At 38.3% G+C, this 17,836-nt stretch carries 10 protein-coding genes; 1 reads left to right on the plus strand and 9 read right to left on the minus strand.

The window, feature by feature from the left end:
• Nucleotides 1–487: 487 nt before the first annotated feature.
• From radA to T498_RS0103975, 8 genes are all read right to left on the minus strand, one after another.
• The gene (gene radA / locus T498_RS0103935; protein WP_028234797.1) at nucleotides 488–1,873 is read right to left on the minus strand and encodes a DNA repair protein RadA; all 1,386 of its coding nucleotides are present in this window, start codon (nucleotides 1,871–1,873) and stop codon (nucleotides 488–490) included.
• A 72-nt stretch (nucleotides 1,874–1,945) separates the two neighbouring features.
• Complete coding sequence (locus T498_RS0103940; RefSeq protein ID WP_028234798.1) at nucleotides 1,946–2,359, minus strand: hypothetical protein; 414 nt, start codon at nucleotides 2,357–2,359, stop codon at nucleotides 1,946–1,948.
• A 98-nt stretch (nucleotides 2,360–2,457) separates the two neighbouring features.
• On the minus strand, nucleotides 2,458–4,893 hold the full coding sequence (locus tag T498_RS0103945; protein ID WP_028234799.1) for an ATP-dependent Clp protease ATP-binding subunit: 2,436 nt from the start codon (nucleotides 4,891–4,893) through the stop codon (nucleotides 2,458–2,460).
• Between the two features lie 15 nt (nucleotides 4,894–4,908).
• Complete coding sequence (locus T498_RS16865) at nucleotides 4,909–6,372, minus strand: hypothetical protein (protein WP_028234800.1); 1,464 nt, start codon at nucleotides 6,370–6,372, stop codon at nucleotides 4,909–4,911.
• A gap of 112 nt (nucleotides 6,373–6,484) precedes the next feature.
• Complete coding sequence (locus tag T498_RS0103955) at nucleotides 6,485–6,679, minus strand: hypothetical protein (RefSeq protein WP_028234801.1); 195 nt, start codon at nucleotides 6,677–6,679, stop codon at nucleotides 6,485–6,487.
• A 172-nt stretch (nucleotides 6,680–6,851) separates the two neighbouring features.
• Complete coding sequence (locus T498_RS16870; RefSeq protein WP_197019911.1) at nucleotides 6,852–8,258, minus strand: M15 family metallopeptidase; 1,407 nt, start codon at nucleotides 8,256–8,258, stop codon at nucleotides 6,852–6,854.
• 177 nt (nucleotides 8,259–8,435) lie between these two features.
• Nucleotides 8,436–9,863, minus strand: a complete 1,428-nt coding sequence (locus tag T498_RS0103970; protein WP_028234802.1) for an NCS2 family permease — start codon at nucleotides 9,861–9,863, stop codon at nucleotides 8,436–8,438.
• 35 nt (nucleotides 9,864–9,898) lie between these two features.
• Complete coding sequence (locus T498_RS0103975; RefSeq protein ID WP_028234803.1) at nucleotides 9,899–11,491, minus strand: CTP synthase; 1,593 nt, start codon at nucleotides 11,489–11,491, stop codon at nucleotides 9,899–9,901.
• 284 nt (nucleotides 11,492–11,775) lie between these two features.
• Here T498_RS0103975 and T498_RS0103980 point away from each other — a divergent pair, with 284 nt between their 5' ends.
• Nucleotides 11,776–16,032, plus strand: coding sequence for a 2-hydroxyacyl-CoA dehydratase (locus tag T498_RS0103980; RefSeq protein ID WP_028234804.1), 4,257 nt, complete (start codon nucleotides 11,776–11,778; stop codon nucleotides 16,030–16,032).
• A 27-nt stretch (nucleotides 16,033–16,059) separates the two neighbouring features.
• Here the strand turns inward: T498_RS0103980 and T498_RS0103985 are convergent, their stop codons facing one another.
• Nucleotides 16,060–17,694 carry a glycoside hydrolase family 13 protein gene (locus T498_RS0103985; RefSeq protein ID WP_028234805.1) on the minus strand — a complete coding sequence of 545 codons (1,635 nt, stop codon included), beginning with the start codon at nucleotides 17,692–17,694 and terminating at the stop codon, nucleotides 16,060–16,062.
• Nucleotides 17,695–17,836: the final 142 nt, after the last annotated feature.

A 17,836-nucleotide genomic window follows, 5' to 3' on the forward strand; every position in this document is an offset into this window, starting at 1 on the left:
TTTACTAAAAAAAGGTTTTTGTTTCGTCTTAGAAACTAAATGAATTTCAAGGATACATGTCATTCATAAACTTTTCGAAGAAAAGTTTGTGTTAAGTAACAAGCTTGCTTGTTACCATAAAAACTTGTATTAATTCAAGGTTTGTTTCACTGTTCAGTTATCAATCTTCGCTTTGTTGTTGCCTCAGCAGCAACTCGTTTATATTATCACGATGTCAGCTTCTTGTCAACAACTTTTTTCTTTTATTTTGAAACTTTTCAGGATTTTAAAATTGTTTATACAATTTTCTCAATTCCTTATTATGTTTCCGCACCTCGTTCCCTCAGTGCTCGATTATAATATCACCTAAAATGCGCCATGTCAACAGATATTCTGTGAATCTTTTAAAGTAAATCTATTCACTGCTGCCACGGCAATTGTGTGAATTGTACCAATTATTTTTGCAATTTCATTTTAGCCTCTATATTTAGTTACTGGTTAATAATATTTAGCGAGATATCGCATCCACTGCTTCTTTCACATTGGAAACCCCTATTACTTTTATACCAGATATACTACTCACTGCAGGCAAATTAGATGCAGGAATAATAGCCTTTTTAAATCCTAGCTTTTTTGCTTCACTAACTCTTTGTTCAGCCATCGAAACTGAACGCACTTCCCCTGATAGACCTATCTCTCCAAATACAATAGTACCTGCATCAACCGGAATATCTTTTTCGCTAGAATATACAGCCATCGCTATAGCTAAATCAATTGCTGGCTCATTAATTCTTATACCACCTGCAATATTCACATATATATCTGAACGACCAAGGAATATACCACATGATTTATTGGCCTTTAAATCTCTCATTCTTTCCAATACAGCAACTAACAGATTTACTCTGTTGTAATCACAGCCCGTTGCCATTCTACGTGGAATTTCAAATGCTGTCTTGCTAACAAGTGATTGAATTTCAACTAATATAGGACGTGTCCCTTCCATAGAACATGTAACAACGGAACCTGTCGCATTTTCTGGTCTACCATCAAGCATCATAGCAGACGGATTTTTAACCTGCTCCAAGCCTATATCTCTCATTTCAAAAACGCCAATTTCATTTGTAGAGCCAAAACGATTCTTAACCCCACGCAATATTCTATATGAAGCATGTCTATCACCTTCGAAGTATAAAACAGTATCTACCATATGTTCTAACACTCTTGGACCTGCGACAGTACCTTCTTTTGTAACATGTCCAACAATGAATACCGCTATACCCTTCCCTTTTGCAATTTGCATCAATACAGATGTTGATTCTCTAACCTGTGATACCGACCCAGGTGCAGAACCGACTGTTTCATTAAACATCGTCTGAATAGAGTCAATTATTAGAACTGTTGGCATCTCTCGTTCCACAACAGCTCTAATAGTATCCAAACTAGTTTCACACAGTAAATCCAGTTTATCATTAAAATCACCTATTCTATCAGCCCTAATTTTAATTTGCTGAAGTGATTCCTCTCCTGATACGTACATAACGTTAGTACCTGATTTACATAATTGTTGACATGTTTGAAGTAACAGTGTTGATTTACCTATACCAGGATCTCCACCTACTAAAACCATCGATCCAGGTACAATTCCGCCGCCCAAAACTCTATCAAATTCTTCAATGTTAGTAGATATTCTCTGCTCATTAGAAGCTTTCACGTCTATAAGCTTAGTAGGCTTTATATCAGACACCTTGGCCCTTGTTTTTACAGTAGTTTTATCTATAGTTTCTTCTACTAAGGTGTTCCACGCGCCACATGCAGGACACTGTCCTGACCATTTTGAGCTTTCATTACCACATTCCTGACAAAAAAACACTGAAACCTTTTTATTCGCCATTATTTTCTCCTTATAGATAAAAATCTTCCCAATGTAAATTGGGAAGATTTCGTCGTTCATAATAAAATAATATTAAACTTTTTTAACTTCAACTAAAACCGCTACGCCTGGGTCTAATTCAACTGACAAATTAAGCTTTCCACCAAGATTTGTCTTCATCTGTCCTGCCTTTGTACCAGCAACTGTAATATCATAATCAGTCTCTGGTTCAAGCTCAAGAGTAATCATTGCATCCTCTTTTCCCTCAACTGTGAAAGAAACTGAATCTGCGCTACAATTGAATTTTTCTACTGCCGTTCCTGGCACAGACTCATAAACGAACATCCCATTTCTCTCAAGTTTTGTGATATCTGAGAATGTCTTTACCTTGTACAAGTCCCCGTCGTGTTTGTAGTCCTCAAGCTTCTTCTTAGCAGATAAGGTGTAATCGCCAAAGCTGATGGTTCCGTCTGCTTCACTGCGAATCAACTCACTAATCACAGCCATCTTAAATTCCTCCTATAGTTACTGCACGTTGCAGAATGTCTTACCCCGATTATAACAAAGGAATTTCATTTTCACAATAAAAGTAAAAATAAATTTACTTATTTTTCAAAAACGATTACATCCTTTTTAACCTTTGCTTTTACAGTATCAGAAGATTTGATTTTACCAGCTAAAATATCTTCTGCCATCACATCTTCCAGAGCTGTTTGTATCTTGCGTCTGATTGGTCTAGCACCATACTTAGGATCAAATGATTTTTCAACAATCCATGTCTTAACAGATGCCGTGATTGTAACTGTAATATCCATCTGTTCCTTACATCTTGCAGCAAACTGCTTAACCTGAAGTGCCGCAATTTCCTTCATATCATCTTTATTTAGCGCTCTGAATACAATAGTCTCATCTATACGATTTAAGAACTCAGGCTTAAAGATTCGCTTAACCTCTTCCATAACGCCATTCTTCATAAACTCGTAATCTTTGCTTGCATCCTCTTTTGAGGCAAAACCAAGCTTTTTAGGCTCTATTATAGCCTGAGCTCCAGCATTACTTGTCATTATAATAATTGTGTTTTTAAAATCAACTTTACGGCCCTGCGAATCTGTTACATGTCCATCATCCAAAATCTGAAGCATTACATTGAAAACATCAGGATGAGCCTTCTCAATTTCATCAAAAAGAATAACAGAATATGGGTTTCTTCTTACTTTTTCTGAAAGCTGTCCGCCTTCATCATATCCTACATATCCTGGAGGCGAACCAATCATTTTAGATACAGAGTGCTTTTCCATGTATTCACTCATATCAACTCGGATCATTGAATTCTCGTTACCAAAGACAGCCTCCGCTAAAGCTTTAGATATTTCTGTTTTACCAACACCTGTAGGACCCAAGAATAAGAACGAGCCGATTGGTCTTCCCTTTTCTTTTAAACCAACACGACCTCTACGTACTGCTCTAGCAACAGCAGATACCGCTTCTTCCTGTCCAATAACACGCTTGTGTAAAATACTTTCTATTTTTCTAAGACGTACAGATTCCTGCTCTGTAAGCTTTGCTACAGGTATCTTAGTCCAAAGTGCAACAACAGCAGCTACATCATTTTCAGTTAGCACTGTAGGCTTATTGTTTGCTCTACGTCTAAGGCGTTTTTCCTCAGCCTCTTTTTTAGCAATAAGCTCATCCTTGTCCTTTTTGATAGAACTAGCAAGTGCTATATCACCTGCAATGATTGCATCTTCCATATCTTGAGATAATTGCGCAATCTTCTTTTCTAAATCATCATCCTTTGTAACTACTTTAACTGTCTTAAGCTTAATTGCAGCTGCAGCTTCATCCATAAGGTCAATAGCCTTATCTGGTAAAAATCTATCTGCAATATATCTCTCTGATAAGTTAACACAAGCTTCTATAGCTTCATCAGGAATAGTAATTCCATGATGAGACTCATAGAGCTGTCTAACGCCTTTAAGAATTTCTATTGTCTCTTCTGTTGTAGGCTCTTCAACCATAACTGGCTGGAAACGTCTCTCGAGAGCCGCATCCTTTTCTACGTATTTACGATATTCAGTGATAGTTGTGGCACCTAAAATCTGGATTTCTCCTCTAGCCATTGCTGGCTTAAGGATGTTGGATGCATCGATTGCTCCCTCTGCTCCACCGGCTCCAATAAGGGTGTGAATCTCGTCGATAAATAAAAGTATATTGCCTTCAGCTATTACCTCTGCTATTACCTTCTTGATTCGCTCTTCAAATTCACCACGATACTTTGAGCCAGCAACCATTCCTGATAAATCTAATGATAGAACTCTCAAATCTTTAACAGAATCAGGAACATTACCATCAACAATACGTTCTGCCAAGCCCTCTACTATGGCTGTTTTGCCAACACCCGGCTCACCTATAAGACATGGATTATTCTTTCCACGTCTAGAAAGAATCTGGATAACACGCTGAATTTCAGATTCGCGTCCAACAATAGGATCAAGCTCACCTTCTTCAGCTAGTTCTGTTAAATCCCTTGAAAACTGTTCTAAATAAGATGTCTCATTACGCTTTCTGCCACTGTTTATAGCTTGCATTTCTTCCTTGTAGACAGTTCCCTCTGCCCCCATTCCAGCAACAAGCTCAGAGAAAAGCTTATGTGGGTTAATATCAAGCGAGTTTAAAAGTCTTGCACCTGAACAATCCTGCATTCTAATCATAGCTAAGAGCAAATGCTCTGTTCCTATTGTTTTAGAATTGCACTTTTCAGCTTCTTCTAGCGCATGGTCTAAAAGCTGTTCCATCTTAGGTGTGTAGCCGTCACGATCCTGAATAGCTATCTCTCCACCTGGAGATATTAATTCCTCAACAAGCTTTAACAATGCTTCCTTACTAACACCGTTAGAATTCAAAACTTTGGCAGCAAGAGAGTTTTCCTGATCAATAATAGAAATCAGCAAATGCTCCGTTCCAACATAGCTATGCTTTAAAGATTTTGAAAGCTTTGATGCGCCTGTAATTGCGCGTTTTGCCTGCTTAGAATATTCCATATTCTTCTGCTCCTTTTATAGATCATTTAAATCCATCATGTTTAAACTAGAAGCTCTTCTAGCTTCATATGATTCTGATTCATAACGAGATCTCGATGTATCATCCTCATCCTCTATCTCGTCATCATATTCATCATCCTCTTCGTATTCCTCTTCTTCCTCATCGTCGTCATCATCTGCATCACGATCTCTGAGAGAGAACACAATTGAACGAGGTGTTTTCTTTGCAGGCTTAATTGGAGCCTTTGCAAAAACATCTCCATCAAAATCGTCGTCATCACCACGACCTCTGATTGCCTTATTAATAATGATAAATAATAATACTACACATAGGATAATTAGTCCCATGATTATCTTTCTGTATAAGCCAAGCTTCTGAATATAAACTCCACTGTCAGAACCGGCTGCACCACTTTCTCCGTCGCCTGAAGTAGTGTCTACTGAAGATGATGAGAGTGCAGACTCATCGAATCTTGAAACAGTCTTGTACTCTGAATCATATACATACCAGCCTGTTGCGCCATCCTGATTTGTTCCATATACATAATAGAAAGCAGAATCACCTGTAGTGTAAGCTGTAGCTGTGCCGCCTGTCACTTCAAGGCTAGTAGCTGTAAATGCTGATGAAGGGCCAGAGCCATTATCTGAAATAATGACGTAACTATCTTTTGAGCCAAGCATTAAAAACTCTGAAACAGTGCCAGCCTCAGCATCATAAAGATAGAACACACCTGAACCAGATGTATTGTCTGCTGGCTTTAAATATAATAAAGTAATTGTTCCATTTGAAGGCTCGCTATAAGTACTTGAACCAATTTTTACAGTAGTCTTAGAAAATCCTGATGGCATTTCAGAATCAGAATATCTTTCAGAAACTACATATGCTGTACCATTAATATCAAAACCACCATCTGAATTGAGAGAACCTACTACTCCACTCGCAGATGTAACAGCTGCTGGCTGAGCGCCATCTGTTTCTGTGTTTTCTGTTTCATCTGTCTCAGTCTCAACATCTACTTCTGCATCATCTTCTTTAACAACTGTCTCTTCTTCATTGTTTGCTGTTTCAGTTGTTTCTGTTGTAGTCTGAGTACTAGCTGAAGAGCTAGAACCGCCAATACTAAGAGTGGTGCTACTTCCAGAATTAGCAGATGAAGATACTATAATAGAAGCTGTTCCTGCTGATGAAGCTTTAAAAACAATATCAGCTGATTTACCAGAGAACGAAACTGAATTACCTTCAGCGCTGGCAGATGATGCACTACAGCTGATGTAATTAAGCATACTTGATGTGTATTTAACTGTGATAGTACCACTTTCTGTGCCCGACACAGATACTGTAACCGAATCCCCCACCGCAGGAGAACTCTTTGAAACCGTGATAGTGGTAGTACCTTGTGCAAAAGCCACAATATTAAACGCAAAAACTAAAACCGCAATAATAACCGCATTGAAAAACCTTCTATAACATTTACTCATAACAATTACCTTCCTTAAAAGCCGGTGTGCCCATAGCCACAATAACTTGTAAAAGGCCAATGTGACACACTATATATAGATACTTTAATTATAGGTAACCCACAATACTTAGTCAACAATTTCTACAAAGTAATATAAGCCAAACAATCCCTGAAACCCCTGAATATGAGCCGATTATGCTCGCAAGATTGTTATGTGAAATTTGTATGTTAAGGATGAATAATATAACAAATATAATGCAAATGGTAACAAGCTGTGATATTACTGCAAGTGAAACTATCATGTCTTTGTCTAATCTTCTCTTCATAAATAAGTACCTCCTGTGTTATCGATGAGATAATTCTAGCAGGATTATATGTACCTATTTATGTACTTCAAAGAAGATGGTGAAGATGGTGAAGGCGAAATTTTGAATTAAAAAAGCTACGTGCAATACATCTGTATCGCACATAGCCTTTTAATAAGGTGGAAATTCGTGTTTAGAATCCTCCACCAAGATTTTCCAGTGTATCAATTACCACTGTACAATCTGGTTTTACATTTTGCATAACAACCTTCATTTGGTCTTCAGGTATAGCTACACAGCCACCAGTATATGGCTTGTTAGGTCCTGTACAATGTAAGAATATAGCTGAACCAAGCCCTGGAACACCTTCCTCATTGTAGCTGATATTTAAGCAATATTGATACTGACGAGTATACTCAATAAGATGCTCACTATTTTGGGTATCAAGATTTGGATAATCATTAATATTAACCATCTTATTGTACTGCATTCCTGGGTTTACATCACCTGACCAATACTGTTCATTACCGACCTGAATATAAGGTATGGCACAGCCAGGATCTTTTGCAATTCCAAAGGCCGCATTAAATCTATAGGTTCCAACAGGTGTCTTCCCATCCCCTTCTACCGTCTTTCCAAGGCCATTTTTACCTATAAAACCAGGAGTGCTCATAATCTGATACCACTTGCCATCAGAACCCTTTTCATTCAAGGATACCCATGCTGTAGTTCCTTCATAATTTGCAACAACAAGCATTTGAGTAGAAGTCTTCGCTTGTGGCAACTTTGTAATCCAATCAGGAGAATTGCCAAGCATAGTAGTGGTTGAAGTGGTGGCACCTTCAGTATTTGTAGACGAAACTACTGATTTCGTTGAAACTGGGAATGTAAAATATGTATCTTTATATGGTTCATTCTTCAATGTGAAATGCCACCATTCCTCTGGAAGCGGATTAAATCCATGGCGAACCATAACATCTCTAAGAAGCATTCTATTTGCATACTGCTCTGCTGTAATGCCAGTATAATCAGGATGGCTCAGTTCACCAAAATAATCAAAGGTTCCTCCCATATCTACTTCTTTTTCTGTAGTCATATCAAAAAGAGTCAAATCTACAGTGCTACCCCTGCTATGACCTGAATGTTCGGCAATATAACCTTGTGGGAATAAAACTGTTTTATCTAACTCAGGATAAAAATATTGCTTCATTCGCACATCATTTTCATCTAAAGCCCAGTTCATAAAATTGGTAACTGCCATCTGAGGACGATATGCATCGTATATCTTTAGTCGATATCCTTTTTGCATAAGTTCGTCACTGGCACCTTTTAAAGCTACTGCTGCCTCTTTTGTAAGAAGTGCCACCGGCTCCTCGTACCCAGCAATTCTGTCGCCAACAAAATTATAAGTAGAATAATATCTAATCTCTTGAATAGCATCAGGCACAACATCACTAAGTAATACAAAATCAGACGAATCCGCAGACAGCTTGACATCATCGTTTTTAGCACAAGCCTTTAGCATATTCAAATCAAATATACATAAAGTAAGCGCCGTAATAATTAATACAGTCGTAATTCTTTGAAATACTTTTTTCAAAGTCTCCCCTCCTTTGCTTTGTTAATTATTTCAGTAATAAAAATTTTACCTCAAATTAATAAATAATGGGGAAATATCGCAAAAAGTTCATAGACTATTGTTTTTTCATCAAAAAAGAGCCCCTTACAATAAAATACATTGTAAGGAGCTCGCATATCATCAACCACCTGAGTGATATTAAACTGCTAAGAAGAATTTAACTAAGAATAATGCTGCAATTACATATGTAAGAGCTGAAACTTCTTTAGCTTTTCCTGTAAATACCTTGATGAATGTGTATGAAATCATTGCAAGTCCGATACCGTGTCCGATTGAACCAGAGATAGGCATTGCAATAAGCATGATTGTAACAGGTACACAAACTGAAAGATCATCAAAGTTAACCTTCTTAAGACCAGTCATCATAAGAATACCAACATAAATAAGTGCTGATGATGTAGCTGCTGCTGGAATAATAGCAGCGATAGGTGCGAAGAAAATACATACAAGGAATGCAATACCGCATGTAAATGCTGTAAGACCTGTACGTCCACCTGCCTCAACACCAGAAGCTGATTCAATAAATGTTGTAACTGTAGATGTTCCAGTAAATGAACCTACGATTGTACCAACTGAATCTGAAAGAAGTGCTTCTTTCATATTTGGCATATTACCTTCTCTATCTACCATGCCGGCACGAGAAGCTGTACCAACAAGTGTACCGATTGTATCAAACATATCAATAACGCAGAATGTGATTACAAGTGTAATCGCTGTAAACCATCCCATTTTAGCAAGTCCGCTAATGTTAAACTTGAAAAGTGTTGTTTCAGCCATATCACCGAAAGCTGGAACAAAAGATGCATGTGCAAGTGATGCAAATGGATTGTTGCCAAGAATAAATGCATCGCCAGCCCAATAAAGAACTGAAGCTGCAAGCATACCAAGGATAACAGCACCCTTAACACCCTTCTGTGCAAGAGTAACAATTACGAATAATCCAACAAACATAGTAACTGCAGAAAGAACCATAACTGGATAAGCATCTGTCATTACTTCCTTAGCATGACTAGCTGTTAATGATCCAAAGAAGTCCTTCATTACAAAATACTGTGTACCATTTGAATCTGCAATATATACATTAGAACCAAATCCAATGTTAAGAAGCATCAAACCGATAGCTGGCGAGATACCAAGACGAATTCCAAGCGGAATAGCATCAACGATCTTTTCTCTGACATTTAAAAGAGAAAGGATGAAGAATACAACACCTTCAATGAAGATGATGCAAAGCATTGCCTGGAATGACGCAACATAACCCATTCCTTTTACAGCAACAAGTTCACCGATAACAACTGCCATGAATGAGTTAAGACCCATTCCTGGAGCAAGGCAAAATGGCTTATTAGCCAAAAATGCCATAACAAAAAGTGCAACTGCTGATGAAAGACAAGTAGCAAGGAACACACCATTCCAAAGAGCCTGTCCTCCCTGTCCATAATTTGTGAGGATGTTCGGATTCAAGGCAATAATGTAAGCCATTGTCATGAATGTGGTGAGTCCAGCAAGAATCTCTGTTTTTACAGAGGTGTTGTTGGCACTGAGTGCGAATGTCTTTTCTAACATAATACTCTCCTTTTATATAAAACTTTAATTGGAACCTAGTTTAATGAAGCCTTAATGAAAGCAGCAAACAGTGGGTGTGGCTTATTAGGACGACTCTTAAATTCTGGATGGAACTGAACACCAACGTGGAATTTATTTGATGAAACTTCGACAGCCTCAACAACCTCATCGTTAGGTGATGTACCAGAAATAGTAAGTCCTTTTTCTGTCATGAGCTCACGGTATGAGTTATTAAATTCAAATCTATGTCTATGACGCTCTGAAATGTTGTCTGAACCATACGCTTCATGAAGCTTTGTGTCTGGTCTGATAGCACATGGATATGCACCAAGACGCATAGTACCGCCCTTTCTGAGAACAGCCATCTGCTCTTCCATAAGGTCGATTACACAGTTCTTTCCTGTGCTATTAAACTCTCTAGAGTTAGCATCTTCAAGACCGCAAACATTCCTAGCAAACTCGATAGCAGCAACCTGCATACCAAGACAAATACCAAGATATGGAATATCATTTTCACGTGCAAACTGGCAAGCAGCAATCTTACCCTCTACACCTCTATCACCAAATCCGCCTGGGACAAGGATTCCATCACAAGCACCAAGCTTTTCTTTAACGTTATCTTTTGTGATTTCTTCAGAATCAACCCATTCAATTTCAACGTGAGCATCATTAGCATAACCGCCATGATAAAGAGCTTCACGAACTGAAAGATATGCATCATGAAGAGCAACATACTTACCAACAATAGCAATCTTTGTTGTCTTCTTAAGACCCTTGATAGTCTCAACCATCTTCTCCCACTCTTCAATCTTTGGAGTAGGATTATCAAGGCCAAGTTCACGGCAAACAACATCGTCTAAGCCGTATTTATGCATCATGAGTGGAGCTTCGTATAAGCAATCTAATGTATCATTTTCAATTACGCAATCTTTCTTAACATTGCAGAAAAGAGAAATCTTATCTTTGATTGATTGCTCAAGTGGATGATCCACACGGCAAACAATGATATTTGGAGCGATTCCAAGTGACTGAAGCTCCTTAACTGAATGCTGTGTTGGCTTTGACTTGTGCTCTTCAGAACCTGAAAGCCAAGGAACGAGTGTAACGTGGATAAATAAGCAGTTCTCACGTCCCTTTTCAAGAGATACCTGACGAATAGCCTCAAGGAATGGCTGTGACTCAATATCACCTGTTGTTCCACCGATTTCTGTAATAAGTACATCGCAATCTGATGTCTCTGCGCCCATATAAATGAAACGCTTGATTTCTTCTGTTATATGAGGAATGACCTGTACTGTCTGTCCTAAATACTCGCCTTTTCTCTCGCGGTTAAGGACATTCCAGTAAACCTTACCAGATGTAAGATTAGAGTATTTATTAAGGCTCTCATCGATGAAACGCTCATAATGTCCAAGATCAAGATCTGTTTCCGCTCCATCGTCAGTAACAAATACTTCACCATGCTGGTATGGGCTCATAGTACCTGGATCAACATTCATGTATGGATCCAACTTCTGTGAAGCCACCTTATAACCTCTCATCTTAAGTAATCGTCCAAGGGACGCTGCTGTAATACCTTTTCCTAAGCCAGATACTACACCACCAGTAACAAATACATGCTTTGTCATGCTCTACTCCTTTGTTTTTAATTTTGGCATAAAATAAAAATAGCGTTTTTTTTTTTGAAGATTTACTCCTCAAAACCAAAAAACGCTCAATTACTACGAAAGTTTACAACATCAAATATGATTTGTAAAGTATAAAATATAACTATTTTTCTTTTGGCTATACCTACAACTTTTCGGTCATTTATAACAAATTTAATATTTTGTTTATTGTATATTTTGCAATCTCCATTTATAATACGTCATGTTGTGAATTCTATATATTAATAAGAAAGAATACATTGGTTATGGAAAAAGAATTATTTAAATTAGGAATCGACATCGGCTCTACGACCGTTAAAATAGCAGTTCTCGATGACGATAACAATCTATTATTTTCTGATTATCAGAGGCACTTTGCCAACATTCAGCAAACTCTTACTGATTTATTAACACAGGCAAAGTCTTCACTGGGTAAAATTCAAGTACGTCCAATGATTACTGGCTCAGGTGGACTTACTTTAGCAAAACATCTTGGTGTAGAGTTCGTGCAGGAGGTTATAGCGGTATCCACTGCCCTTACTCATTATGCACCTAAGACAGACGTTGCCATCGAGCTTGGCGGCGAGGATGCCAAGATTATCTATTTCGAGAATGGTAACGTTGAACAACGTATGAATGGTATTTGTGCCGGTGGTACAGGTTCATTTATTGATCAGATGGCTTCTCTATTACAGACTGACGCCACTGGTCTTAATACATATGCAAAAGATTACAAAGCAATTTATCCAATCGCCGCTAGATGTGGTGTATTTGCAAAGACAGATATTCAGCCATTAATTAATGAAGGTGCATCTAAAGAAGATTTATCAGCATCTATCTTCCAGGCTGTTGTAAATCAAACAATATCTGGTCTTGCTTGTGGTAAGCCTATTCGCGGACACGTTGCATTCCTCGGCGGTCCTCTTCACTTTTTGGATCAGCTTAGAGAAGCATTTATCCGCACTCTCAAATTAGATGATGAGCATGCTATTCTTTTGGACAATTCTCATCTTTTTGCAGCCATAGGTTCTGCCCTTAATTCTAAGGAAGATCAAAACGTTCCTATGGATAACCTTATCGACAAGCTATCAGAAGGCATTAAGATGGATTTCGAAGTAGCTCGTCTTGAACCTTTATTCGAAGGGGAAGATGATTTTAGAGCTTTCAAAAATAGACATGCCAAAGCAGAAGTTAAAAAGGGTGATTTAGCAAACTATCATGGCAATGTTTACCTTGGTATCGATGCTGGTTCTACTACTACTAAGCTTGCTGTTGTAGGCGATGATGGTACACTGCTTTATTCTTTCTACTCAAGCAATAACGGTAGTCCACTTGCTACATCCCTAAAGGCTCTCAAAGAGATTTACTCTATCATGCCTGAAGATACTCATATCGTTCATTCATGTTCTACCGGTTATGGAGAGGCTTTACTTAAGGCCGCACTTCAGCTTGATGATGGCGAAGTAGAAACAATCGCTCACTATTATGCCGCTGCTTTCTTTAATCCTGAAGTAGACTGCATACTTGATATCGGTGGTCAGGACATGAAATGCATCCGCATCAAGAACGGTGTAGTTGATAGCGTTCAGCTTAATGAAGCATGTTCTTCTGGTTGTGGTTCATTTATTGAGACTTTCGCTAAATCCCTTGATTTTACTGTTCAGGATTTTGCTGAAGAAGCGCTTTTTGCCATGAACCCTATCGATCTTGGAACACGTTGTACAGTATTCATGAACTCAAAGGTTAAGCAGGCTCAGAAGGAAGGCGCCAGTGTTGCTGATATTTCTTCAGGTCTTGCATATTCAGTTATTAAGAACGCTCTTTTCAAGGTTATTAAGCTTTCTGATGCCTCAGAGCTTGGAAAGAATATCGTTGTTCAGGGTGGTACATTCTACAATGATGCTGTTCTTCGTTCACTTGAAAAGGTTGCAGGTGTTAACGTAGTTCGTCCTGATATTGCAGGTATCATGGGTGCTTTCGGTTGTGCCCTTATTGCTAAGGAGCGCTACGAAGAAAACCCTACCACTACTACTTTAGGCATTGAAGAAATAAACAATCTTACATTTGATACAAAGCTTACACGTTGTCAGGGATGTGTAAACCACTGCTTACTTACAATCAACAGATTCTCAGGTGGTCGTTCATTTATCACTGGTAACAGATGTGAAAAAGGTGCTGGTGGAGTTAAAAATAAAGAAAACATCCCTAACCTTTACGAATATAAATACAAGAGATTATTTGACTATGAGCCACTTTCTGAAGAAGAAGCCACACGTGGTACTGTAGGAATTCCTCGTGTACTTAACCTTTATGAAAATTACCCATATTGGGCTACATTCTTTAAAAAGTTAGGATTTAGAGTAGTTTTATCTCCTCGTTCTAACCGTAAGGTATATGAACTTGGAATAGAATCTATTCCATCTGAGTCTGAGTGTTACCCTGCAAAAATGGCCCACGGTCACGTACAGTGGTTAATCAACGAAGGCAATGTTGATTTCATCTATTACCCTTGTATCCCATACGAGAGAGATGAATTCCCTGATTCAAACAATCATTACAACTGTCCTATCGTTACTTCATATGCAGAAAATATTAAAAATAACGTGGATGAGATTACAACTGGAAAGGTTCGCTTCCTCAATCCATTTATGGCATTCTCGTCAGAAGAGATATTAACAACTCAGCTTGAAAAGGTATTCAAAGACGAATTTGATATACCAGCTGCAGAGGTAAAGGCAGCTGCACATGAAGCCTGGCTTGAGCAAGAGCATTTCAGAAATGATATGTATGCCAAGGGAGCAGAAGTTCTTAAATATTTGGAGGATACAGGAAAGCACGGTATCGTACTTGCAGGTCGCCCTTATCATGTAGATCCTGAAATTAACCACGGTATACCAGAGCTTATAAACAGCTACGGCATCGCTGTTCTTACTGAGGATTCAATCTCTAACCTTGGCGAACTAGAGCGTCCTCTTATTGTTATGGATCAGTGGATGTTCCACTCACGTATGTATGCCGCAGCAAATTACGTAAAGAAGCATGATAACCTGGATTTAATTCAGCTCAACTCATTCGGTTGTGGTTTGGATGCTGTTACAACTGACCAGGTTGCAGATATCCTTACAGGCTCAGGCAAGATTTACACATGCCTTAAGATTGATGAGGTTAACAACCTTGGTGCCGCTAGAATCAGAGTTCGCTCTCTTCTTGCTGCCCTTAGAGTTAAAAAGAAGAAAAAACAGGAAAGAGAAATCGTTCCTGCTAGTTACAAACGTATCGTATTTACGGAGGACATGAAGAAGAATTTCACAATTCTTTGTCCACAGATGTCTCCTATCCACTTTGATTTAATCGAGCCTGCATTTAATGCTGCCGGTTACAATTTGGTTATTCCAGACATCCCAACTCGTACTTGCATTGATGTAGGTCTTAAGTATGTAAACAATGATGCATGCTACCCTTCACTTATGGTAATCGGACAGCTTATGGCTGCCATAGATACCGGAGAATTTGATATGAGCCGTACAGCTCTTCTTATATCTCAGACTGGTGGTGGTTGCCGTGCTTCAAACTACATTGGATTTATTAGACGTGCCCTCGCAAAAGCCGGCTATCCTGATGTTCCAGTTATTTCAATGAACCTTAACGGATTTGAGCCAAACCCTGGATTCAAGCTTACACCAAGCCTTATCCAGCACGGTTTATATGCTCTTACATTCGGAGATATTCTTCTTCGTTGTGTATATAGAGTTCGTCCTTATGAGGCTGTTGAAGGTTCTACAAATCAGCTTCATGATAAATGGAAAAAGCAGATTATTGAATTTGTATCAAACACAAAGGTTCTTTCTCATAGTAAGTTCAAGAGAATGTGCCGTGAAATGATTCGTGATTTCGATAATCTACCAATTATCGAAGGTCTTAAAAAACCACGTGTTGGTATTGTAGGTGAAATCCTTGTTAAGTTCCTTCCAGCAGCTAATAATCAGCTTGCTGAATTGCTTGAGCAGGAAGGTGCCGAGGCTGTCGTTCCAGATTTAACAGACTTCCTTCTTTACAGTTTCTATAATGCAAACTTCAAAGAAGAAAACCTTGGTGCAAGCCGCAAGACAAAAATGTTCTGTAATTTAGGAATTAAGTTCTTTGAGTGGTTAAGAAGTGCTGCCAGAGATGAATTTAATAAATCAAAGAGATTTACTGCACCTGCATACATTACAGATACAGCAAAGAATGCAAAGGAAATTGTTTCAATTGGTAACCAGACTGGCGAAGGTTGGTTCCTTACAGGAGAAATGCTAGAGCTTATTGAATCTGGCGCCAGCAATATCGTATGTATTCAGCCATTTGGATGCTTACCAAACCACGTAGTCGGTAAGGGTGTTATTAAGCGAATTCGTCACGAACATCCAGAAGCAAATATCGTAGCTATTGATTACGATCCAGGTGCTTCAGAAGTTAACCAGCTTAACAGAATCAAGCTTATGTTATCGACTGCAAATAAAAATCTCAATAAAAAAGAGGCCTAAGGCCTCTTTTTTCATTATCAAAATCTGTTAAATATTAGATGCTACAATCCTAAATTCGTATGGCTTTAAGTAGGATTTCTCCCATTTACTCTCTGGGTAATTACCAAAGATTATGTTATCACCATAGAACTCTACAGCTTTTGTAAAGCCTGTCAGATTACAATAGATATACAAGCGTTCATCTTTGGATTCTCTAGTAAAAATATACACATCATTAGGTGATGCTACTCTTCTATAATTTCCTTCAGCAAGTGCCTGAGAATTCTTTCTAAACTCAATCATCTTTTTATAGAAGTTTAGAATACTATTTTCATCAGCACTCTCATCTTGTACATTGATGTATGATTTATTAGCATTAATTTTGATCCAAGGCTCTCCAGTAGTAAATCCTGCCCCCTCAGATGAATCCCATTGCACAGGTGTACGAGCATTGTCTCGCGTAGTTTGAAGAATAAGCTTACGTCTAACGGAGTGTACAAATAATAAGCGTTTCATCGCTTGATTGATATTGTATGACTCTATATCCTTTATATCTCTTAACCCTCTGAAATCGGCATTTGTCATGCCAATTTCTTCACCTTCATAAATAAAAGGAACGCCTCTAAGAGAAAGGTTTAGGCCGCATAGCAGCTTAGCGCTCTTTTCCCAGTATTTCCCTGTATTACCAAAATGATTAACAGAACGGATTTGATCATGATTCTCAAAGTAATTTGCAGGAACCTCTAATGCTTCCTGCCACTTATCAAGAATTCTTATAAGCTTACATGGTCTATATTTTTTCTTGAACCACTTGATTCCTCTGCTGTCAACATCCATGTGCTCAAAGAAGAATACCGCATCTAATTCCTTACGATTTTCATCGCTAAGTAGTTTTGCATCGTCAGGAGTAACCATTACTGTCTCACCAACAATAAAAGTCTTGTATTTGCTCCAAACCTCTGAATTAAATCTTTGAATCAACTCGTGACAGCCTTCTGTATTAAGATAATGCTCCCTTCCAGTAAGACTAAAACGTTTTATACCATTTTCAAGTGATTCTTTATAAATGATGTTGATTACATCACATCGGAATCCAGCCACTCCTTTATCAAGCCAGAATCGCATGATATCTGTGATTTCTTCGTAAACATCAGGGTTATGCCAGTTTAAATCAGGCTGCCTCTTGCTAAATAAATGAAGATAATAATCTCCAGATTCTGTTTTAGTCCAAGCCTTTCCTCCAAAAAATGAGCCCCAATTGTTTGGAGCGCCATGGCCTTTACCTTCTCTAAAGTAATAATAGTCTCTATATTTAGGGTCACCAGCAAGGGCCTTTTGAAACCACTCATGATGATCAGATGTGTGATTTATAACAAGGTCCATGATAATCTTTATTCCGAGGCGCTTAGCACGACTAATAAGTCGTTCCATATCCTCCATTGTTCCGAAGTCTGGATTTATGTCCTTATAATCAGAAATGTCATAGCCGTTATCATACCCAGGACTCGAGTACACTGGACTTAACCATATAGCGTCTACGCCTAAATCTTTTAGATAATGAAGCTTAGATATGATACCACCGATATCCCCAATACCATCTCCATTGCTATCGCAAAATGAGCGTGGATAAATTTGGTATATCACCGCGTTTTTCCACCACTTTTTCGTGCTAGAAGTAGCCATAACCGTCCCCCATTTTCTAGTGTCTAAATCAATCATAGCTGATTAAACATATATTTTCAATAATTTATTCACAATTTAATCACATGGCAACAATTAATAAATACAATTCAAAAACAATAGCTTAAATATACAAAAAACGGCA

Source organism: Pseudobutyrivibrio sp. MD2005, assembly GCF_000621865.1.
Lineage (GTDB): Bacteria > Bacillota > Clostridia > Lachnospirales > Lachnospiraceae > Pseudobutyrivibrio.

Coding starts and splice junctions, on each gene's coding strand:
- T498_RS0103985 (WP_028234805.1), bottom strand. CDS start 17,694: ATGGCTACTTCTAGCACGAAAAAGTGGTGGAAAAACGCGGTGATATAC.
- T498_RS0103975 (WP_028234803.1), bottom strand. CDS start 11,491: ATGACAAAGCATGTATTTGTTACTGGTGGTGTAGTATCTGGCTTAGGA.
- T498_RS0103940 (WP_028234798.1), bottom strand. CDS start 2,359: ATGGCTGTGATTAGTGAGTTGATTCGCAGTGAAGCAGACGGAACCATC.
- T498_RS0103980 (WP_028234804.1), top strand. CDS start 11,776: ATGGAAAAAGAATTATTTAAATTAGGAATCGACATCGGCTCTACGACC.
- T498_RS0103945 (WP_028234799.1), bottom strand. CDS start 4,893: ATGGAATATTCTAAGCAGGCAAAACGCGCAATTACAGGCGCATCAAAG.
- radA (WP_028234797.1), bottom strand. CDS start 1,873: ATGGCGAATAAAAAGGTTTCAGTGTTTTTTTGTCAGGAATGTGGTAAT.
- T498_RS0103970 (WP_028234802.1), bottom strand. CDS start 9,863: ATGTTAGAAAAGACATTCGCACTCAGTGCCAACAACACCTCTGTAAAA.
- T498_RS0103955 (WP_028234801.1), bottom strand. CDS start 6,679: ATGAAGAGAAGATTAGACAAAGACATGATAGTTTCACTTGCAGTAATA.
- T498_RS16865 (WP_028234800.1), bottom strand. CDS start 6,372: ATGAGTAAATGTTATAGAAGGTTTTTCAATGCGGTTATTATTGCGGTT.